This is a genomic window from Pontibacillus salicampi (assembly GCF_042434395.1).
GTDB lineage: Bacteria > Bacillota > Bacilli > Bacillales > BH030062 > Pontibacillus > Pontibacillus salicampi.
In genome coordinates, this window is the sequence record NZ_JBHLTP010000007.1 from 1 (window position 1) to 19,383 (window position 19,383).

Annotated in this window: 20 protein-coding genes and 12 tRNA genes; 3 read left to right on the forward strand and 29 right to left on the reverse strand. The window is 43.3% G+C overall.

The genetic code is table 11. The features are described 5' to 3' along the window. Nucleotides 1-135 precede the first annotated feature (135 nt). From ACFFGV_RS08850 to ACFFGV_RS08910, 13 genes are all read right to left on the reverse strand, one after another. Nucleotides 136-212, reverse strand: a tRNA-Ile gene (locus ACFFGV_RS08850). A 10-nt stretch (nucleotides 213-222) separates the two neighbouring features. Then, a tRNA-Gly gene (locus tag ACFFGV_RS08855) sits at nucleotides 223-296 on the reverse strand. 15 nt (nucleotides 297-311) lie between these two features. Beyond that, a tRNA-Pro gene (locus ACFFGV_RS08860) sits at nucleotides 312-388 on the reverse strand. Nucleotides 389-392: 4 nt separating this feature from the next. After that, nucleotides 393-469 (reverse strand) — tRNA-Arg (locus ACFFGV_RS08865). Nucleotides 470-549: 80 nt separating this feature from the next. Next, nucleotides 550-636, reverse strand: a tRNA-Leu gene (locus ACFFGV_RS08870). 88 nt (nucleotides 637-724) lie between these two features. Next, nucleotides 725-809, reverse strand: a tRNA-Leu gene (locus ACFFGV_RS08875). A gap of 17 nt (nucleotides 810-826) precedes the next feature. Then, nucleotides 827-899: transfer RNA gene (locus ACFFGV_RS08880), tRNA-Lys, on the reverse strand. A 3-nt stretch (nucleotides 900-902) separates the two neighbouring features. Beyond that, a tRNA-Gln gene (locus ACFFGV_RS08885) sits at nucleotides 903-977 on the reverse strand. A 15-nt stretch (nucleotides 978-992) separates the two neighbouring features. After that, nucleotides 993-1,069: transfer RNA gene (locus tag ACFFGV_RS08890), tRNA-Asp, on the reverse strand. Between the two features lie 15 nt (nucleotides 1,070-1,084). Beyond that, nucleotides 1,085-1,159, reverse strand: a tRNA-Glu gene (locus ACFFGV_RS08895). A 9-nt stretch (nucleotides 1,160-1,168) separates the two neighbouring features. Then, nucleotides 1,169-1,259, reverse strand: a tRNA-Ser gene (locus ACFFGV_RS08900). A gap of 2 nt (nucleotides 1,260-1,261) precedes the next feature. Further along, nucleotides 1,262-1,336: transfer RNA gene (locus tag ACFFGV_RS08905), tRNA-Asn, on the reverse strand. 282 nt (nucleotides 1,337-1,618) lie between these two features. Then, the gene (locus ACFFGV_RS08910) at nucleotides 1,619-2,068 is read right to left on the reverse strand and encodes a SprT family protein (RefSeq protein ID WP_377346850.1); all 450 of its coding nucleotides are present in this window, start codon (nucleotides 2,066-2,068) and stop codon (nucleotides 1,619-1,621) included. A gap of 89 nt (nucleotides 2,069-2,157) precedes the next feature. On the opposite strand from ACFFGV_RS08910, the gene cmpA reads away from it, so the two are divergent. Further along, a complete protein-coding gene (gene cmpA, locus ACFFGV_RS08915) occupies nucleotides 2,158-2,268 on the forward strand; it encodes a cortex morphogenetic protein CmpA (RefSeq protein WP_377346852.1) in 111 nt (36 codons plus the stop codon). Nucleotides 2,269-2,291: 23 nt separating this feature from the next. Here the strand turns inward: cmpA and ACFFGV_RS08920 are convergent, their stop codons facing one another. The 15 genes from ACFFGV_RS08920 to acpS form a co-directional block, all read right to left on the reverse strand. Next, a complete protein-coding gene (locus ACFFGV_RS08920) occupies nucleotides 2,292-4,460 on the reverse strand; it encodes a Tex family protein (RefSeq protein ID WP_377346855.1) in 2,169 nt (722 codons plus the stop codon). A gap of 193 nt (nucleotides 4,461-4,653) precedes the next feature. Continuing rightward, complete coding sequence (locus ACFFGV_RS08925) at nucleotides 4,654-5,253, reverse strand: SpoIIE family protein phosphatase (RefSeq protein ID WP_377346857.1); 600 nt, start codon at nucleotides 5,251-5,253, stop codon at nucleotides 4,654-4,656. Further along, nucleotides 5,250-6,041 carry an RNA polymerase sigma factor SigB gene (gene sigB, locus ACFFGV_RS08930; protein WP_377346859.1) on the reverse strand — a complete coding sequence of 264 codons (792 nt, stop codon included), beginning with the start codon at nucleotides 6,039-6,041 and terminating at the stop codon, nucleotides 5,250-5,252. Before sigB ends, ACFFGV_RS08925 begins: the two co-directional genes overlap by 4 nt. After that, nucleotides 6,013-6,492: an anti-sigma B factor RsbW gene (gene rsbW, locus ACFFGV_RS08935; RefSeq protein WP_377346861.1), complete on the reverse strand. Its 480-nt coding sequence runs from the start codon at nucleotides 6,490-6,492 to the stop codon at nucleotides 6,013-6,015. Before rsbW ends, sigB begins: the two co-directional genes overlap by 29 nt. Beyond that, nucleotides 6,492-6,827: an STAS domain-containing protein gene (locus ACFFGV_RS08940; protein WP_377346863.1), complete on the reverse strand. Its 336-nt coding sequence runs from the start codon at nucleotides 6,825-6,827 to the stop codon at nucleotides 6,492-6,494. Before ACFFGV_RS08940 ends, rsbW begins: the two co-directional genes overlap by 1 nt. 64 nt (nucleotides 6,828-6,891) lie before the next feature. Beyond that, nucleotides 6,892-7,902, reverse strand: a complete 1,011-nt coding sequence (locus ACFFGV_RS08945) for a PP2C family protein-serine/threonine phosphatase (RefSeq protein ID WP_377346865.1) — start codon at nucleotides 7,900-7,902, stop codon at nucleotides 6,892-6,894. Nucleotides 7,903-7,917: 15 nt separating this feature from the next. Further along, nucleotides 7,918-8,319, reverse strand: coding sequence for an anti-sigma regulatory factor (locus ACFFGV_RS08950; protein WP_377346868.1), 402 nt, complete (start codon nucleotides 8,317-8,319; stop codon nucleotides 7,918-7,920). A gap of 4 nt (nucleotides 8,320-8,323) precedes the next feature. Further along, a complete protein-coding gene (gene rsbS / locus ACFFGV_RS08955) occupies nucleotides 8,324-8,680 on the reverse strand; it encodes an STAS domain-containing protein (protein WP_377346870.1) in 357 nt (118 codons plus the stop codon). A 5-nt stretch (nucleotides 8,681-8,685) separates the two neighbouring features. Then, nucleotides 8,686-9,555: an RsbT co-antagonist protein RsbRA gene (rsbRA, locus tag ACFFGV_RS08960; RefSeq protein ID WP_377346872.1), complete on the reverse strand. Its 870-nt coding sequence runs from the start codon at nucleotides 9,553-9,555 to the stop codon at nucleotides 8,686-8,688. A 446-nt stretch (nucleotides 9,556-10,001) separates the two neighbouring features. Beyond that, nucleotides 10,002-10,352: a type II toxin-antitoxin system PemK/MazF family toxin gene (locus ACFFGV_RS08965; protein ID WP_377346874.1), complete on the reverse strand. Its 351-nt coding sequence runs from the start codon at nucleotides 10,350-10,352 to the stop codon at nucleotides 10,002-10,004. Nucleotides 10,353-10,355: 3 nt separating this feature from the next. Beyond that, on the reverse strand, nucleotides 10,356-10,631 hold the full coding sequence (locus ACFFGV_RS08970) for a CopG family ribbon-helix-helix protein (RefSeq protein ID WP_377346876.1): 276 nt from the start codon (nucleotides 10,629-10,631) through the stop codon (nucleotides 10,356-10,358). 254 nt (nucleotides 10,632-10,885) lie between these two features. Beyond that, a complete protein-coding gene (gene alr / locus ACFFGV_RS08975; RefSeq protein WP_377346877.1) occupies nucleotides 10,886-12,052 on the reverse strand; it encodes an alanine racemase in 1,167 nt (388 codons plus the stop codon). A 672-nt stretch (nucleotides 12,053-12,724) separates the two neighbouring features. Beyond that, nucleotides 12,725-13,741 carry a LolA family protein gene (locus ACFFGV_RS08980; protein WP_377346879.1) on the reverse strand — a complete coding sequence of 339 codons (1,017 nt, stop codon included), beginning with the start codon at nucleotides 13,739-13,741 and terminating at the stop codon, nucleotides 12,725-12,727. Between the two features lie 51 nt (nucleotides 13,742-13,792). Then, complete coding sequence (locus ACFFGV_RS08985) at nucleotides 13,793-15,310, reverse strand: NAD(P)H-hydrate dehydratase (RefSeq protein ID WP_377346882.1); 1,518 nt, start codon at nucleotides 15,308-15,310, stop codon at nucleotides 13,793-13,795. Between the two features lie 75 nt (nucleotides 15,311-15,385). After that, nucleotides 15,386-15,742, reverse strand: a complete 357-nt coding sequence (gene acpS / locus ACFFGV_RS08990; protein WP_377346885.1) for a holo-ACP synthase — start codon at nucleotides 15,740-15,742, stop codon at nucleotides 15,386-15,388. Between the two features lie 134 nt (nucleotides 15,743-15,876). Here acpS and ACFFGV_RS08995 point away from each other — a divergent pair, with 134 nt between their 5' ends. After that, a complete protein-coding gene (locus ACFFGV_RS08995; protein WP_377346889.1) occupies nucleotides 15,877-16,644 on the forward strand; it encodes a rhomboid family intramembrane serine protease in 768 nt (255 codons plus the stop codon). 95 nt (nucleotides 16,645-16,739) lie between these two features. Here the strand turns inward: ACFFGV_RS08995 and cshA are convergent, their stop codons facing one another. Beyond that, on the reverse strand, nucleotides 16,740-18,242 hold the full coding sequence (cshA, locus tag ACFFGV_RS09000; protein ID WP_377346892.1) for a degradosome RNA helicase CshA: 1,503 nt from the start codon (nucleotides 18,240-18,242) through the stop codon (nucleotides 16,740-16,742). 220 nt (nucleotides 18,243-18,462) lie between these two features. Here cshA and ACFFGV_RS09005 point away from each other — a divergent pair, with 220 nt between their 5' ends. Next, a complete protein-coding gene (locus ACFFGV_RS09005) occupies nucleotides 18,463-19,377 on the forward strand; it encodes a DMT family transporter (protein WP_377346895.1) in 915 nt (304 codons plus the stop codon). Nucleotides 19,378-19,383 lie beyond the last annotated feature (6 nt).

Sequence of the window (19,383 nt, forward strand, 5' to 3'; positions counted from 1 at the left end):
TTCGTCCTGAGCCAGGATCAAACTCTCCATAAGAGTTCGCCTAACATCATGTGAACATGATTACTGGCTAATGTTAAAAATTAACAGGTTGTTTACAAGTTGTTTTGTTCAGTTTTCAAAGATCAATTGCTTCAATGGTGGGCCTGAGTGGACTTGAACCACCGACCTCACGCTTATCAGGCGTGCGCTCTAACCAACTGAGCTACAGGCCCAAGAATGTAATGGAGCGGGTGATGGGAATCGAACCCACGACATCAGCTTGGAAGGCTGAGGTTTTACCACTAAACTACACCCGCATATTAAATTCTCGCTGGTCGGGAAGACAGGATTCGAACCTGCGACCCCATGGTCCCAAACCATGTGCTCTACCAAGCTGAGCTACTTCCCGTATATGGTGCGCCCGAGAGGAGTCGAACCCCTAACCTTCTGATCCGTAGTCAGACGCTCTATCCAATTGAGCTACGGGCGCCTTTCAAAGCGACATATTCTATAATATCATTTCTGCATCGTGGATGCAAGGATTAATTTAAATCTTTTTTTGCTGCTAAATGGTGCGGTCGAGAGGACTTGAACCTCCACGGGGTAAACCCCCACTAGGCCCTCAACCTAGCGCGTCTGCCATTCCGCCACGACCGCTCAATTAAATGAAGAAATTGAGCAAAATAAAATGCCGTGTTTGCCACAGCAATGATTGAAAACATCATAGGTAAGCTGCTTGTAAAAATGGTGCGGGTGGAGGGACTTGAACCCCCACGTCAAGAGACACTAGATCCTAAATCTAGCGCGTCTGCCAATTCCGCCACACCCGCAAGGTGTTTGTAAACGATGAGCCATGGAGGATTCGAACCTCCGACCCTCTGATTAAAAGTCAGATGCTCTACCAACTGAGCTAATGGCTCTCTTGGCTGGGCTAGCTGGATTCGAACCAGCGCATGACGGTACCAAAAACCGTTGCCTTACCGCTTGGCTATAGCCCAAAAAAGAAATAAGTATGGCGGTCCGGACGGGACTCGAACCCGCGACCTCCTGCGTGACAGGCAGGCATTCTAACCAACTGAACTACCGGACCTTTTAAATATGTAAGTGGTGACCCGTACGGGATTCGAACCCGTGTTACCGCCGTGAAAGGGCGGTGTCTTAACCACTTGACCAACGGGCCAATATAAAATGGCGGAGAAGGAGGGATTTGAACCCTCGCGCCGCTTACGCGACCTACACCCTTAGCAGGGGCGCCTCTTCAGCCACTTGAGTACTTCTCCACTGGCTCCAACGGCAGGATTCGAACCTGCGACCAATCGGTTAACAGCCGATTGCTCTACCACTGAGCTACGTTGGAATAATGTGAAACAATGCTGTAATGTTAACTGTTTCATCGCTTTTGTTCATTCAGCGACATTTATTAATGTTAACAGAATCATTGCTGTTTTGCAATATCTTTTTTAATTTTTTATCTCCGTAGATAAAAGAAAAGCTTCTTTAACCGACAAAAGATATTTTACAACAATCCGCTAAAATGTGTCAAACCTTTTTTAACGAATGAAAAGCGCTATGTAATACGGCATCTTCCGTTTGATAACGCTATAATAATTTAACACGGGGATGTCCTTAAGTCAACGAATTATTTCATCTTTTTTAACTTACCTTTACATTTTCCACATCGATATTTTTGGGTGTTAACTCTTCTCTGCCGACGATACACGGCGCCACATTGAGTACATGCATAGTGGTGATACGTTTTTGTCTGCTCCTTTGAAGGTAGCGGCGTACAAAATCTAGGGGCATTAGTCTTCGCAAGCAATGCCTTGAAGGAAGCATCACGATGCTGGTACCCTTTCCCTTCTATATGAAGATGATAATGGCACAGCTCGTGCTTAATTATCCCCTCAAACTCTACTTCCCCTAATTCACTCAAATACTTCGGATTCAGTTCAATTCTTCTGAACTTCGGCAAGTATCTGCCTCCGGTTGTGCGTAATCGATTGTTCATTACGACCTTATCGATAAACGGTTTGTGGAACCATTCCTTCGACAAGCGATCTACCCACTCCTGTAGCATTTGTTGTTCCATATTTACATCACTTCCTATCACGATTAGGCTTCTCATTTCATATCTTATAATAACCCGACTCTTACTAGTTGGAAAGGTGGGAATCCATAATGCCTGGATGGTTGAAGAACCAACTCATGAGAGCGTACTTAGAAAAAAACACATATCAGATTAAAATGTTAAATCAATGCTGGTATTTTTACAGAAAAAAACACTGCTAGACAGCAGTGCTCTTTTCGTTAGGTTAGGAGGAAGGAGAAAGCATCGTTAGTGCAATTCGGTCCTTTTGTGTGTCTACACTATCAACCCACACGGTTACGACATCTCCAACTGCGACTACGTCTAATGGATGCTTGACGAAGCGATTGGCCAGCTTGGAAATATGCACTAGTCCATCCTGCTTCACACCAATATCAACAAAGGCGCCGAAGTCCACTACGTTTCGTACGGTTCCTTGCAGCTCCATGCCCTGCTTTAAATCTTCCATAGAAAGTACGTCTTTTTTTAATAATGGTTTTGGAAGGTCATCTCTCGGGTCTCTTCCTGGCTGGACAAGCGATTTGATGATGTCCTGCATGGTTGGCACACCGAGCTGCAAACGCTCTGCAACCTGTTCAACATCGAGTTCCTTCAGGCTTTTCTCTAGGTTGTCGGAGCCTAAATCGTTCGTTGTCGCTCCTACCATGTGTAATAGCTCTTTCGTTGCTTGATAGCTTTCTGGGTGAATAGGTGTTCTGTCTAAAGGCTCTTTTCCATCCGGCACGCGCAGAAAGCCGATACTTTGTTCATATGTTTTTGCTCCAAGACGCGGGATTTTCTTTAATTGTTTTCGGTCAGTAAATTTGCCGTTTTCTTCTCGTGCTTTAATGACATTCGTAGCAACCGCTTTACTCAAGCCAGATACATATTGCAGCAAGGAGGAGGAAGCTGTGTTCACATTCACTCCCACCTGGTTTACTACGGTTTCTACTACAAACGTTAGCGATTGATTTAATTTCTTTTGACCGACGTCGTGCTGGTATTGCCCCACTCCAATGCTCTTAGGGTCAATCTTCACCAATTCTGCCAGAGGATCCTGAACTCTTCTCGCAATGGAGATCGCGCTTCGTTCCTCTACCTGTAGATCAGGGAACTCTTCTCTAGCAAGTGGCGATGCAGAGTACACACTTGCGCCAGCTTCATTCACTATCATATAGGCAATATCGAGGTTGTTTTTCTGAATAAGCTCTGCTACGAATTGTTCGGATTCGCGAGACGCCGTACCATTTCCAATCGCTATGAGCTCTATCGGGTATTGCTCAATTAAGCTTAGAATCGTTTTTTCCGCTCCGGCTTTATCATTTTTTGGAGGGGTTGGATAGATTACCTTGATGGCATGCACCTTCCCCGTCTCGTCCACTACTGTTAATTTACAGCCAGTTCGATACGCGGGGTCCCATCCCAATACTACTTTTCCTTTTAACGGAGGCTGAAGAAGTAGATTCCGTACATTCTGAGAGAAAATATCGATTGCTTTCTCTTCCGCTACTTCCGATAGCCCGTTCCTAATTTCTCGTTCAATCGATGGATGGATTAACCGTTTATAGGCATCTTCAATTGCAGCCTTCCAGAGCTCCTGATGGGACGATATATGCTTAGGGACGAGTTTACGATGAAGATAATCGGTTACAATATCAGCCGGTGGGTCAATGTTAACCTTTAGGACGCCCTCTTTTTCACCGCGATTGACGGCCAATACACGGTGGGAAGCTATTGACTTTATCGGTTCTTTATAATCGTAATACATCTCAAAGACACCTTTTTCATCTTTCGCCTGATCCTTCTCTTTCGCTACTGTTTCCATTACCCCTTTATCGAAAGTCTTCTGTCGGATGTACTCGCGAAAGGATGGCTCATCTGAAATCCATTCTGCGATAATATCATTTACTCCTTGAAGGACGTCTTCTATCGTATGTAATTCGTGTTCTTCAGAGAAATACTGAGCTGCTTCCTCCTGTATGGATACCGGCTCCTGCTTCCACACTTGTAAAGCAAGTGGCTCCAAGCCTTTTTCCTTGGCAACGGTCGCTCTCGTTCTCCTTTTTTGCTTATATGGTCGGTATAAATCCTCCACCTTTTGAAGCTGCTGAGCTTGTTCAATGTTTTTCTTTAGTTCGTCTGTTAACTTCCCTTGCTCTTCAATGAGACGAATGACTTCCTCTTTTCTATTTGCTAAATTTAATCCATATTCCCATTTCTCTTGAATGGCGTTAATTTGAACTTCATCTAATCCACCCGTTTGCTCCTTACGATACCGAGCAATAAACGGAACGGTATTCCCTTCGTTTAACAACGAAATTACTTGTTCAATTAATGGGGATTTGATCTCTGTTTCTCGGGCAACCCACTGAACAATTTGGTTTTGATCACTCACACATTTTCCTCCTTCGTACAACTCTACCCTCTATTCTATCAAAACAACTAGGCCACTGCATGTTCCTCGCGGCTGTAGAGATCGCTAAGTATCATAAACCGCTTTGTCATATCAGCTGAAACATCTGGAATCATTGCTTCATTTCCGATACATAAAAACCCTTTGCCTTTCCTTTAAGGGAGAGACAAAGGGTTCATGGTTGATATTTCATTGCGATAAAGGTGGTATCATCTTCGTTAGGCGTTGCATGCTGAAGCCTGAACGAACTCATAATGTTATCAGGATTTTGAGAAATGAACGTTTTAGAGGAAAGGGTTCGTTCATTAACCCCATCGGAGAACATGAAGAAAAGTAAGCCCGGGCTTAACTGATCCTTGGTGACACGATACTGACGAGGATAACCAGAAAGATACCCTGCTGTAGGAATATTTCGTTTCTTCTTCCCATCGGGTGTCATCGTTATGATGCCAATGTTCCCGATTGAGGTGAAAGAATAGCGTTGTTCTTCAAAGTTCATTCGTAACAAACCGAGTACAGCACCCCGTTTATTACTTAATACTTCATTACATTTCGTAATGATGGTATCAATCGAGTGATGGATATACTCTTGAATCGTCTCCATTACTGCCTTCGAAGATTCCAGGGCATATTCTCCACTACCTAGCCCGTCAGCTAGTGCACACACAAATTCTTGATCCGTCTCTTGATAGAAATAGCTATCCCCACAATAATAATTGCCTTTTTTGGGCTCTTGGTGAATAGCAATCTCTACCCTGCTATTTTCACTGTTCAATAGAACGCCTCAGCATTATCAGATTGTAATGCTTCCCGCAGTTTACGCAATGCTCGTCGCTGGAGTCGGGAAACATGCATTTGTGATATCCCCAAATGTTCTCCTGTATCCTTTTGACTCATATTCTCAAAGTACGTACATTTCAAAATTTCCTGCTCTCGCTCGGAAAGGATTGGCAGAACCTTCTCTAACAGCATTTGCTGATCAATGTGATCGTACCCTTTATCCTGGTTACCGATTAGGTCTAGGATGGTAACGGTACTGCCATCAGAATCTGCTTCAATCTTTCGATCAACAGAGAGTGCTTTGTAGCTCTTGCCCATTTCCATTGTCTCTAGGACATCCTCTTCTGACACTTCTAAGTAATCAGCAATCTCAACAATGGATGGGGAACGCTGTAATTCTGTTGTCAGGTCCTCGGAAGCCTTCTTAATCTTTGGCCCTAATTCTTTAATACGACGGGGAACGTGTACACTCCACGTTTTATCTCGGATAAAGCGTTTAATTTCTCCAATGATAGTAGGTATCGCAAAGGATTCAAAGGACTTGCCAAAGGATGGGTCATAACGACGAATCGCAGCCAACAATCCTAGCATGCCTACTTGAACAAGATCTTCATGGATAGAGCTATTCTTGGAGTATTTCTTTGCAATGGATTGAACGAGATCCTCGTATTGAAGGACTATTTTCTCTTGGATTTCCTCATCTTCCGGATTTTCCTGAAGATGGCGAATCCATTCATAGACCTCCCCTTCCCGTCTATTGTGTGGTTGAGATTTGGTCGTCATTGAGCCCCACCCCATTTTGTTGGAGATATTTCGTCATTAATACAATTACGCCGTATTTATTATTAATTTCCACTTTATCCATTAGGGCATCGATTAGGAACAGTCCAAAACCACCTTCCCTTAACTCTTCAATAGAGTCTTCTTCTTTATAAGGGCCGATATCTTCTTTTACTTGATTTAAATCAAAACTTCCGCCATGATCTGCAACCATTACTTCCAAACGGTTCTCGTACACACCAAAGCCGATGGTGATCTCGCCTTCACCCGTTTCATTATAAGCGTGCTTTACCCCGTTCGTAATAGCTTCAGATATAGCAACCTTCAGGTCTTCTATATCCTCATAATTAAATCCCATGCGATTAGCAATACCGGAGATAGAAAGACGGACAACGCCGACATACTCTGGCTTCGCAGGTACTTTTACTTCAATAAAATCAAATGATTCTGTCATTACAATCCACCTCGTACTGTAGAATCAGTATCTATATTGATTATTTCCGTTAACCCTGTAATCTTGAATAATCGGTACACACGCTCTTGCGGGTTAATTAAAGTAAGTTGACTTCCGTATTCTTTCGTAGATTTTAACGCACTAATAAAAACACCTAAGCCTGTACTGTCCATATAGGTTACAGATTGAAGATCAACTACAACCTCCGCCTCACTGCTTTGCGTTAAAGGTAGGATGGACTCCTTTAGTTTAGGTGCTGTATAAGCATCAATTTCACCTGAAAGTGATACATGCTGTATATGCTCACGCTCTTGAATATCGATATTTAAGTTCATGACTCATTAGCCTCCCGCTCTTATAGTGTATGCATCATATGACAATACCCATATACTATTTAACCTAAACGTTCCGCCTCAAAATAATCATGGTAAAGTCATCTCGTAATTGAAAATCCTGCAACCGTTCAAAATGGTGATATACCTGCTCAGTAATGTCCTGGGCAGGGAGATGTTTGTATTGGGCTATGACGTCCGAGATTTCTTCTCGTTCAATAAATCGATCCCCCGTCCGGCACTCCGTTACTCCATCTGTTAATAAAATAACCATATCTCCAGGATTCATGTGCTGGGTATATTGGGTATAAGTGACACTTCTGTCTACCCCTAACACAAGCCCCTCTGCTTCTATATCATAGAAGGTATCCTCCTCAGCAGAGTAGTAAAAGCCTGGTTCGTGTCCAGCGGAAGAATAATTAAAATCATTCGTATCCGTATCATACAGGCCGTAAAACATCGTAACGAACATGCTCGGGTCGACGTTACGCTCCACCACCCGGTTCATACCTTCCAAAATTAACTTTGGATCCATACGGTTGTCTGGAAAACTATCCATAGAATATTTGATCATAGACATACATAAAGCAGCAGGAACACCTTTACCGATAACATCTGCCACCGCGATTCCAAGTGATCCTTCTCCATCTTTGACAAAGTGGTAATAGTCCCCGTTCATTTGTTTAGCAGGGGTGCTGATTGCCCCAATATCTACCCCGTCCATTTCGGGCTTTGTAGTCGATAATAACGTTTGCTGCATATTAGCCGCTACGGATATCTCTGACTGAAGTTCTAGCTGTTTCTCACGTAAGGCTTGATATTCTTGGTAAGCTAATCCATACGATATCATCGTCTCTAGCAAGAAATTCATGGAGTTGTTGACGTTCTCCGGTAAATTGGGATACAACTCCATTAGCGCTTGAATGTGTACATCTATAATTACATCTGGTGATATATTTTGTTGAATAGAATGTTTACTAAATTGCTCCGCTCTATATAAAGCTTGCTCATCTTGTGATTCTATATATTGTTTTAGTAAGTCCTTGTAGCTTTCCAAATCAAGCTTCAACGTACTCATAGTTTATTTCCCCCTTTAACGGAGCCATTTCACTACGTTAACTTCAGTCCCTTCTCCGTACTTGGAAATCACATCAAATTCGTCCATTAACCGTTTAACGCCGGGAAGACCTGCTCCTAGTCCACCTGATGTGGAGAAACCATCCTCCATTACTTGAGTGACATCACGTATTCCTGGCCCCTCATCAATAGCAATAATGCGCAGTCCCTTTTCATTCAAATTCTCTATTACTTCAAAACAGACTTTCCCAGTTCCAGCATACAAATATATATTCCTTGCCAATTCGGAAATGGCGGTAGCTATTCGAGCCTGATCAACTGTGCCAAACCCGATTTTCTTGGAAATATCCCGCCCTAATTGACGAGCACCAACAATGTCCCATTCCTTTTTAATGTTGACACAGGATTGAAAGTCCATTCACTCAGTCCTCCAATTCCTGTCGAAGTTTAATCAACCCTTGTTCTAAGTCTAGTGCTGTCGGTACATCTTGAAGATGGATACCTAGATCGATTAAAGTCATGGCAACTGCTGGTTGTATGCCGGTAAGAACTACTTTCGCGCCCATTAAATCTGACATGGAAACTACATCGCCTAATACTTTTGCGATAAAGGAATCAATGATTTCTACAGACGTCAAGTCAATGACAACACCTGTAGCGCCACTACCATGTATCTTATTGAGCAAATCTTCCTGAAACTGGATAGCTGTCTGGTCGTCTAAGTCTATTTGGATAGAAATTAGCAAGTAATTATGCAACTTTAAAATCGGTATTCTCATTATTTTCACTCCCTATCCAAGGAATCAACAAGCTCTTCAACGTTCTTCTGGGTTTCATTGATGCCAACGATTTGTCTGTTTGTAATTTCAAGAGCAGACTCAAACCCTTTTTTCAACGTGCTCTTCGTTGGGAACTTACTAAGGTCAATTCCTAAATTCACAATGGTTTGTGCGATTTCCGGACGTATACCAACCAAAATACAAGTAGAGCCAATTAAACGGACAGCCTCTGCTGCCTGGATAATATGATGCGCTACCATCGTATCTACTACTGGAACTCCGGTAATATCAATGAGGACAACCTCTGAGTGGTTTTTTATAACCCCATCGAGAAGGTTCTCCATAATAAGCTTCGCTCGCTCTGTGTCAATCGTACCAATTAGAGGCATGATGGTGATGTTCTCCATGACAGGGATAAGAGGAGCAGATAATTCTTGGAGGGCTACTTTTTGAAGAGAAACGATGTTTTCCCAGCTGCCTGAGTATTCATTAACCAGTTGATTAATAATAGGATCGACCCATTCATCCACCTTGGCTAAAATCTCAGAAAAGTATTCCGTATCCACTTTATTGGACTGGCTTAATATATAATTAATGGTGACTCTGCGAAAAGACTGCATGCCATCCGTCAAATAACTTAGCGGCCACCCAAGGTTAATCAACCGTTCCGCGAATACCTCGATATCATTTGTTAAACCTTGCTTTTCAAGACTAGAGAAAATAACGTTTACGAATTCTCTATTAGTACTTTCGAAAAGCTCGTCCGAAATAGTGGAGGTGTAATCGTGTTTTCGATTTTTTTCTACCTCGTCTAACCACATACCTACAATTTCATTACTATTGTTTAGAACTATTTCTTTTAAACTGGCCTCCATACGGATTCCCCCCTTATTTTCTATTTGGAAAAATGATTATGTCTATTTTCACATGATTCATCATCCGACGCAAACACACATGCGCTATATTTATAAAATAAAATTCTACCTAATACTCTATCACCAACTAGGGCAAACAGCCAATGAAATGACATCCACATTTGGTAACAAAAATTTATATAGTACCAGCGTCTCTCGAACACTATACATCTTAATATGTTTATTATCTCAAATAAAAAGGTATTTGGAAAATAAATAAAAAATATTATCCTCTAATCGAGAAGATGGTTAAAAAACCCATCTTTTCGACAGATCGAACAAACGATATTCCATAATAAGACAGGGGACACGACCTGTACAGACCGCTTTAGGATCAGAGTAGTGTACCTAACATTGAAATGCGAACACAAAAAAAGAAAGCTACTCTTTCTTGAGTAGCTTTACTTCTAGAAGTCGACAAGTCCAAGGCTAATTTGGAGTGCTTCGTCCACTCTCCCCATCATGGTTTCATCCAGATGAGTAATTTTGTCCGTAAGCCGTTGTTTATCGATTGTTCTTATTTGTTCCAGCAAAATAACTGAATCTCTTTCAAATCCGTACTTTTCTGCATCGATTTCTACATGGGTCGGTAATTTTGCTTTTTGTATTTGCGCTGTTATGGCGGCTACAATAACTGTGGGACTGAAACGGTTTCCGATGTTGTTTTGCAAAATTAAAACAGGGCGAACGCCTCCCTGCTCAGAACCAACCACAGGTGAGAGATCAGCGAAGTAGACGTCGCCTCTTTTGACGATCAAGCTTTACACCCCGCTCACTAAGCGTTCGCAGGTGTTTTCTGCCTCCTCTTCAGCCTGAAAAGCTTCTGAAGCAAGGTTTAGGTTAATTTTAGCCATTTCCATATAACCCTGGCGCATGGATTCTCTGATTTGACGTTTCTTGCGTTCTCGCAAATACATTTTCGTAGCTTCATAAATAAAGTTGCTTCGGTCGCTATTCTCAAGCTCTACGACACCATCAAGCTCATTTAATAATTGCTGTGGCAATTTAATTACAATCTCTTGTGAACTTTCGGACACAAAAATGCACCTCCACCATCAACTAGACACCATTGATCGATTAAGTCTAAACCAATAATACCACTGATACCCTGTGTTTGCAAAGCCTTCTCAGAAGATTTTATTACAAATTACGCTTTTTTCTGTCAAATTCAGGTGCTTTCTTTTGGGAGAGCTCCATTTGTTTATATCTGTTATCATTTGTAAAATGCCAGGAAAATATGAGCCTCGATACATCCAGCCTGCCTCACCTACAAGCCTTTTCTATCTATGGGTTATGATTTAAAGATAAGAGCGTTTCGAACCTCTGTCGTTTCCTCCTGCTCCAAGTACATTCTTGGAACTCTACTGCTAATCAAACAGGGAACTTCATAATTGATAGTATCGACATAATCAGCAACTTCATCCATTGAAATTTCCGAGTCCCGCTGCTTACCGATCAGCGTTACCTGCGTCCCAACAGGATACGACTGATCAAGCTTCACCATACATTGGTCCATACATATCTTCCCTACGATCGGCTGTCGTTTTCCATCGACAAGAACCTCCAGCCCTTGCAACTTGCGAATCCATCCGTCAGCATACCCTACGGGCAGTGTCCCAATCCATTCAGGACCTTCCGTAGTATAAACAGCTCCATAGCTAATGGATTCTCCTTTCGGAAGCTCTTTCACATGAACTAGCGTGGTATGCAATGAAAAAGAAGGATAGAGAGGGATTGGGTTTATCTCTTTCACATCGTGTGAAGGGTATAACCCATACATGCCTATGCCGAAACGAACCATATGATGCATCTTTTCCGGGAATCGCATACTCGCTGCACTATTACCGGTATGAATGTGAACAGGGTGCGGCCACCGCTTCGCAAAGGACGCGAGAAGCTCTTCCAGCCGCGCTTGCTGTGTTTGAAAATAGCTAGTATCCTCTTCATCAGCTGTTGCATAATGAGTAAACACTCCGTCTAATTGAAAGGACTGCTCATCCCATGCCTCCAACACCGATTGTAATTCCTCTTCTGTACGAATACCGATTCTGCCCATTCCTGTATCAAGCTTTACATGCAAAGAAAGCTTTCCATCAAAGGTTTGTTGCTTCGCCGTTTCCAGCCATTCTTTTTGAAACACCGTCAAGGAAATATTCTGTTCCGCAGCAACGGCTGCATCCGTCGGTCTAACCCACCCCATTACAAGAATAGGAACCGTGAAGCCAGCCTCCCTTAAGCGCAACGCTTCATCCAACAAGGCAACAGCAAGCGCATCAGCCCCCGCCTCCAAAGCCGCTTGAGCCACTTGTATATCTCCATGTCCATAAGCGTTTGCTTTAACCACTGCATATATACCCGTTTTCCCTGTTAAATGTTTCTTCAATTCCCTGATGTTAGCTCGAATAGCATCCAGCCTAACCTCAACCCAGGAATCCCGATAATACGTATCAAAAACCACACCAATCCCCCGCCTTACAAATATGATACCTACTATTATTCAACCTCCAACAAACCATGTCAACAAAGAAAAGCGGAGGTGCCCGTTTAGCGACGTATGAGCTGGACGCTCCCGCATGAGATAAAGGAAACACAACGAACGCAGTGAGTTGATGTTGACTTATCGCAAGAAGGGAGAGGAAGCTCACTAGTCGCTGGGCACCACAGCTGGACAAAGAAAAGCGGCGGCGACTGCTCAGGGGCGTATGGACTGGACGGCTTCGCATGAGATAAAGGAAACACGATGAGTGTAACTAATCGATGTTGACTTATCGCAAGAAGAAGCAGGAAGTCCACTAGCCCCTAGGAGCCACAGCTGGATCTCGAAAAGTGAAGGCGACTGCTTATGACGCTAGGAGCTAGGAGCCGGAGCTGGATCCGAAAAGCGGAGGTGCCCGTTTAGCGACGTATGAGCTGGACGCTCCCGCATGAGATAAAGGAAACACAACGAACACAGTGAGTTGATGTTGACTTATCGCAAGAAGGGAGAGGAAGCTCACTAGTCGCTGGGCACCGGAGCTAGACACCCGAAAAGCGAAGGCGACATATGAGCTAAAGCCCCCCTCGTACAAAAGAAAATAAAAGCAGACCACTAATCGTTTATTGTGAGTCTGCTTCATCGATGGAGCTATTTTTATTTAACGGCGGTTCCTTGGACAGATTGGGCAATCTCAATCATCTCTTCTTTTGTTAGCTCATCGCTAGCCAGAATAAATTCAGTCCCGCCCTGAGCCCACTCTAACGTAGAACTAGATAGTGCCCCTACTGTGAATCCTAAGTTAACTGGCTCTCCAGCACTTGCCATCGGCACAGTGGCGCTGGTTGGCTTTGTTTCGTAGAATTCCTGAATTAATGTGTAGGATTTATCCCCTTTATACGTCAGAACTACTCGTTTGCCGTTCTCTGTGTCTACTTCCTTCTTCTCTTCTAACTCGGCGTTTCCAATGACGCTTTCTGGGTACACGACGCTAAAGGTAGCATCTGACTGCTGCGCCATGACCGGTATCCCCAAAGCTCCACTAGTCATATTCTTTTCTGTCGTGAAGGCATCGTCACTAAATTTAGGGTCCACCTCAAAGGACGTGAATTGCACCTCCACTACCGGTTTACGATCTTTGTCTAATACCTTTACCATTACTGGTTTTAAATCTTTTTTATCAAAGTAAATTTCTTGGTACGGTAGGTTTTTACTATTTTGATAGTTAGTCTTTGTTTCGAATTGATAATAGTTGTCGGTTATTGTGAAGCTTGCATCCTGGTCTTTCTTCACATCATTGACGAGCGATCCGTACAAATATGGCTGACTGCTATTATCCGGCCACTCACTCTGGAACTTAAAGCTTTTATTTAACGCAGGCGTTAACACATACACACCGTCTTCGTTACGAAGAATAATTTGGCTGCCTTTTTGATCTTTTTCATTATTTAAAAGAACTCGGTAATAATCCTTCTTCTTATGCCAAACTTCGATGTTGTATTTCTGAGCGTCTTCCCCTGTTTTTAAGCTCATAGTGGCCTGCGCTTTATAGCCGCTCATTTGTTCCATGTTCTTCTCTAACGATTTGAGGACATCTTCTTTGGATTTCTCGCCACAAGCTGCCAGTACAAGAATTAACGATGCGACAAGGAAAAGCCACAATTTTTTCTTCATGCTCACAACTCCTTTGTCTCGATTCAGAGGACAAAGGGAACGAAAGCACCGCTATGAAAATATGTTACGATACGTAGCTGGAAGGCCATCTATGACGTCACTTGCTAACAAGTCATAGGAGGAATGCTTTTGTTCTATGAGTATATCAGCTGTGTATCCGTGAATCCAAACCCCATTGCAGAGCGCTTCCTCCACTGTCTGAGGCTGCATCAGCATAGAGAGCAGGATACCCGAGAGGACATCTCCAGTACCACCCTTTGCCAATCCAGCATTTCCTGTAGGGTTGATCCATTGATCCCCTTTAGGGTTAGTGATGAGTGTGAAAGCTCCCTTCAGCACCACATATACATCATGCTCTGTTGCAAATGATTGAGCATAGGAGAAAGGACGTTGCAGCAATTCAGGAACGGTTATACCAAGGAGGTGGGCCATTTCACCAGGATGAGGAGTGAGAACGGTTGTACCTTCTCTGTCACTCAAGCTAGGCAGCACTTGCTTCAGAGCATAGAGTCCATCCGCATCGATAAGAAGCGTACCTTCTGTTTGGAGAAGCGCTTCCTTCATAATGGTTGGAGCCTGCTCGTGCCGCCCCATCCCCATACCTATTGCAATACCATCATAGGAAAAATCCAACTCACCAAGACTTCTGATATGGCCATGTTGAGAGGGAAGAGTGTGATAGGTAGCTTCCACTACATTAGCGGCTAGCGCTGTCACATTTTCCTGCACGGTTGCAATGGTAAGGAGGCCCGCTCCTGCTCTTAATGCAGCACGCGATGTCATGGCAATAGATCCGGGCATGGCAACCGCTCCACCAATCACGAGCCCCTTACCGTGGGTCCCTTTGTGGGAAAAGGAGCTCCGACTCGGTAAGGTTCGTACCACATCCCGTCTGCCCCACACCTTCTTCTGGTTTTCTCCTGATTGAATGACATTGGAGGGTAACCCAATATCGACTGTTGTCCAATCTCCATAAAATGCAGCTGTATGCTGAAGGAACGAGGAGACCTTCGGAAACTGAACCACGATGGTTTGGTCGGCTTCAACAGCTTGATGCACTTCATATCCTTCATCTGCAGGAATTCCGCTTGGGAGGTCGACTGATAAAACTTTTCCTTGATACTGATTGATGAGCGTGATGAGGTAATCGTATGGTGGACGGATCGCCCCTTTTATCCCAATTCCAAGCAAGGCATCTATTACGACGTCCTTGTCCTGCAACAGGCTCTCTACATCCTGTCCCTCATACTCCGAAATACTGTAGCCCATATTGAGGAGGACTTCTCTATGAAAAGCAGCATCCCCTCTAATGTCAGATGTTTCAGCACATTGAAGCACCTCTACAGCATACCCGCGCTCTAATAACGTTCTAGCGATGACAAAACCATCTCCACCGTTATTTCCTTTCCCAACTAGTATCATGATGTTATCATTCTCCGCAAGACTGGCTTCCATCTCCCTTGCAATTGCTCTCCCTGCATTCTCCATCAGCATTTTACCTTCTAACCCGACACGCTCCATTGCATATCGGTCCGTATCGTACATTTCTTTTGCGGTGACTACAAACAATTCAGTTCCCTCCTACCCGCACTAAAATATATGAGACAAACTTTGTGTTTATGCAGACTAGCCTGACAAGCGTATTTAGATTTCCACAATTACTTGAGCAATAGCGTGCGATTGACTGTGAGAAATAGATACCCAAATCTTCTCCTCACAGCCTTTTACATCCATCATCGGCTTACCGTGCTCTCCCCTGCTAACAGCAATATCCTGAAAAGAAAAGCAGCTTCCTATCCCTGTGCCCATTGCTTTGCCAAGTGCCTCCTTGGCAGCAAATCTACCCGCAACAAATTCTACTTTCCTATGCATTGATTCTAATGTGTGGTAGAGTTCCAGCTCCGATGCTGTTAAAATTCTATATACAAACCGTTCATTTTTTTCCATTGCACGTAGAATTCGCTTGATTTCTACCATATCAATTCCAATACCTTTTATCACTGACTATCACCTTTTTTCTATATCCTCTTCTGATGTTTACCCATTCCACAAGCTGTTTATAACATGAATACTACGGTTTCATTGTATAATAAATAATGATACCATCGGAAAATTTATTTGAAGGAGAACTGACTATGTTTTTTCGGACTGAATCGTTTCAGCAATTCATTCGCTCCTACCCAATCGTAACGTTCCTGGTAGGGTTACATTTATTTCTTTGGGTGATGATTGACGTTCTGGGGCTACCTTTTTTCTGGCAGCTGGAGCGAATCGGCGTTGGCAGCAACCAGGGAATTGCTAATGGAGAGTACTGGCGCTTAGTTACTCCTATTTTCCTTCATGGAGGCTTTACTCATGCGCTATTCAACTCCTTTTCTCTTGTTTTATTCGGACCTGCACTGGAGCAAATGCTTGGCAGGGCAAAATTTATCACAGCCTATTTAGGTGCTGGCGTCATTGCCAATCTTGGCACTTACGTATTTGGTCCTGACGTGTACCTGCACCTCGGTGCATCTGGTGCTATCTTCGGCCTATTCGGCATCTATTTGTATATGATTTATTTCCGCAAGGACCTTATCGATCAAGCCAATGCACAAGTAGTGTTAACCATAGCTGTCATAGGAGTGATTATGACACTGGCACGATCCAATATTAATATATACGGGCATATGTTTGGATTGCTGGGAGGTGCGGTGCTTGCGCCTATATTGTTACAAAGCGCCAGGCCCTATTCCCCTTATCGCAACGCACAACCGAGAAGAAGGTTAGATGACAATGAAATTGGTTTTGACCCTAACCGTTGGAAGAATAAGAAATTCTCCAATAAAAGCTTCGTCCCCCGTTTACTATGGGGAGCGTTAGTCGTATTGATATTGCTCGGATTAGTCAGCAGACTGCTATAAGCAGAAGAAGCGCCCAGGGTTAGAGGACCCTGGGCGCTTCTTTATATGCTATTGGAAATGTGTCTCCCTGGAGGAGAACAGTCTCCTGTCATAGCTTAGCTATTCTGATTACGTTGGTAGCTTCGTTTACGTCCGCCACCAGATTTCTGGTATTGGCCACCGCCAGATTTTTTACTGTTGTAGCCTTTTGACTTATGGTTACGGTTGTAACCCTTGCCACCATTCTTGCGATCATTGTAGCGTTTTTTGTTTGATTTGTTTTTCTCCGCATGCTTCGTGCTGATTGGAGAAAGAGATGTTAGGTTAACCGGAACGTTCTTACGCTCTTTCGTTAACATCTTCAGTGCAGCAGATACGACTGATACAGAATCGTATTGTTCAATCAACTCACTTGCCTGTGCATGGAATGCATCCAGGTTGTTCGCTTCAAGGGATTCTACAAGCTTATCTACCGCAATCTTCTGTTGACCCTTGTGTGCTTCATCAGGAGATGGGATTTGCAGACGCTTCACCTTCGAGCCAGTCGTTTTCTCAATTAAGTTTAAATGAGACATCTCTCTTGGTGTAATAAATGATACGGCGTACCCATCATTACCAGCACGACCAGTACGTCCAATACGGTGTACATAGCTTTCTGGATCCTGTGGAATATCAAAGTTATACACGTGTGTTACACCAGAAATATCTAGCCCACGCGCTGCAACGTCCGTTGCAACTAGCACTTCTACTCCACCGTTTTTAAACTTCTTCAGAACGTTTTGACGCTTCCCTTGCGTTAAGTCGCCATGAATACCCTCTGCACGGAATCCGCGAGCGGTCAAACCGTCAGCAAGTTCGTCAACACGACGCTTTGTACGTCCAAAGACGATAGCAAGATCTGGTACATGAATGTCCAGCAGACGAGTCAGTGTATCAAATTTCTTTCCTTCATTGACTTCCACGAAGTATTGATCGATACGTTCAACAGTCATTTGCTTCGCTTTTAGACGAACTGTTTCAGGCTTTTTCATCATCTTCGTTGCAATTTCATGAATTTCTTTTGGCATGGTTGCAGAGAAGAGTAATGTCTGACGCTGCAGAGGCAGCTCAGCCAAGATTGCCTTAATATCTTCAATGAAGCCCATGTTTAACATTTCATCCGCTTCATCTAGAACGGCTGTATGAATGTTCGTAAGGTTAATGGTCTTTCTACGAACGTGGTCTAATAGACGACCAGGTGTAGCCACAACAATTTGCGGCTGCTTCTTCAGCTCGCGAATTTGACGACCCATATCGGTACCGCCATATACAGGAAGTACACGAACTCCCTTATATTGTCCGAGCTTATTAAGTTCTGTTGCTACCTGCATGGCAAGCTCACGAGTAGGTGCAATAACGATACCTTGTGTTTTCTTAATGTCCTGATTGATCTTCTCAATCATAGGGATACCGAATGCTGCTGTCTTACCTGTACCTGTTTGAGCCTGTCCAATGACATCTCTTCCGTCCATTGCGATTGGAATGGTCTGTTCCTGAACTGGTGTTGCCTCTTCAAAACCCATTTCTAGAACAGATTTTAAAACTGATTTGGATAAACCTAATGAATTAAATGTTGTCACTTCTATTTTCTACTCCTTTTCGTTTTCTTTGCATTTGAAAGAAAAACACGTAAAAAAAAGCCATCCTCACAGTTGGAAGAGGGCTTTCCGTACGAATGATTTAAATTTATCTTAACACATAACAGCACAAACAGCAATTCACTTCACTTTAAAGTATCCATTCCCTCATATCAGTGATAAAATGAGAAAAAGCTACGATTATGAACGGAGGTGGGATATATTGCCTAAACCACCATTTAATCCATATATTGCTGTTATTATCGGTGTACTTTCTGTATCCACCGCTGCTATATTTGTTAAATTAGCGGATAGCGCCCCTGCTTCTATCATAGCAAATTATCGTTTATTCCTTGCAGTACTCATTATGACCCCATATGTGTTAATTAAAACAAGAAAAGAATTCTTTTCTGTTTCCAAAAGGGATTGGTTACTTTCTATTGTAGCAGGTGTATTTCTGGCATTCCACTTTATCTTGTGGTTTGAATCATTAAACTTCACCTCGGTTGCCAGTTCCGTCGTACTAGTAACCCTTCAGCCCATATTCGCCTTTCTTGGGACCTATTTTTTCTTTAAAGAAAGGTTTACAGCAGGAACGCTCATTAGTATGATTATAGCGATTACAGGTAGTGTGGTTATTAGCTGGGGAGATTTCCAGGTAAGCGGCATGGCCCTTTATGGGGATATTCTAGCCTTACTCGGAGCTATCATGGTCACTGGATACTTCCTCGTTGGACAACATGTTCGGAAGCGACTATCCCTTGTAACTTACACGTTCCTTGTGTATGGTGTCAGTTCCGTGACGCTATTCCTATACAATGTAATGACGAGACAGCCCTTCTCCGGTTACCCGGCTGAGGATTGGATGTACTTCCTTGCGCTAGCTATCATTCCAACTTTCTTCGGACATACATTGTTCAATTGGGCGTTAAAATGGGTAAGTACCTCCACCATATCGATGAGTGTCGTTTTCGAACCGATCGGGGCTTCCATCTTAGCCTACTTTATTCTAGGGGAGGTTATCTCCTGGACTCAGTGGCTGGGCGGTACCATTGTGATATTTGGTCTAAGCTTATTCATCTTTAGTACGTCTCATCAAAAAAAAGTTCGAATTACTCATGAGCCGAATAGGGAATAAAACCTA

Coding starts and splice junctions, on each gene's coding strand:
- ACFFGV_RS08910 (WP_377346850.1), bottom strand. CDS start 2,068: ATGGAACAACAAATGCTACAGGAGTGGGTAGATCGCTTGTCGAAGGAA.
- cmpA (WP_377346852.1), top strand. CDS start 2,158: ATGCCTGGATGGTTGAAGAACCAACTCATGAGAGCGTACTTAGAAAAA.
- sigB (WP_377346859.1), bottom strand. CDS start 6,041: ATGACGACCAAATCTCAACCACACAATAGACGGGAAGGGGAGGTCTAT.
- rsbW (WP_377346861.1), bottom strand. CDS start 6,492: ATGACAGAATCATTTGATTTTATTGAAGTAAAAGTACCTGCGAAGCCA.
- ACFFGV_RS08940 (WP_377346863.1), bottom strand. CDS start 6,827: ATGAACTTAAATATCGATATTCAAGAGCGTGAGCATATACAGCATGTA.
- ACFFGV_RS08945 (WP_377346865.1), bottom strand. CDS start 7,902: ATGAGTACGTTGAAGCTTGATTTGGAAAGCTACAAGGACTTACTAAAA.
- ACFFGV_RS08950 (WP_377346868.1), bottom strand. CDS start 8,319: ATGGACTTTCAATCCTGTGTCAACATTAAAAAGGAATGGGACATTGTT.
- rsbS (WP_377346870.1), bottom strand. CDS start 8,680: ATGAGAATACCGATTTTAAAGTTGCATAATTACTTGCTAATTTCTATC.
- rsbRA (WP_377346872.1), bottom strand. CDS start 9,555: ATGGAGGCCAGTTTAAAAGAAATAGTTCTAAACAATAGTAATGAAATT.
- ACFFGV_RS08980 (WP_377346879.1), bottom strand. CDS start 13,741: ATGAAGAAAAAATTGTGGCTTTTCCTTGTCGCATCGTTAATTCTTGTA.
- ACFFGV_RS08995 (WP_377346889.1), top strand. CDS start 15,877: ATGTTTTTTCGGACTGAATCGTTTCAGCAATTCATTCGCTCCTACCCA.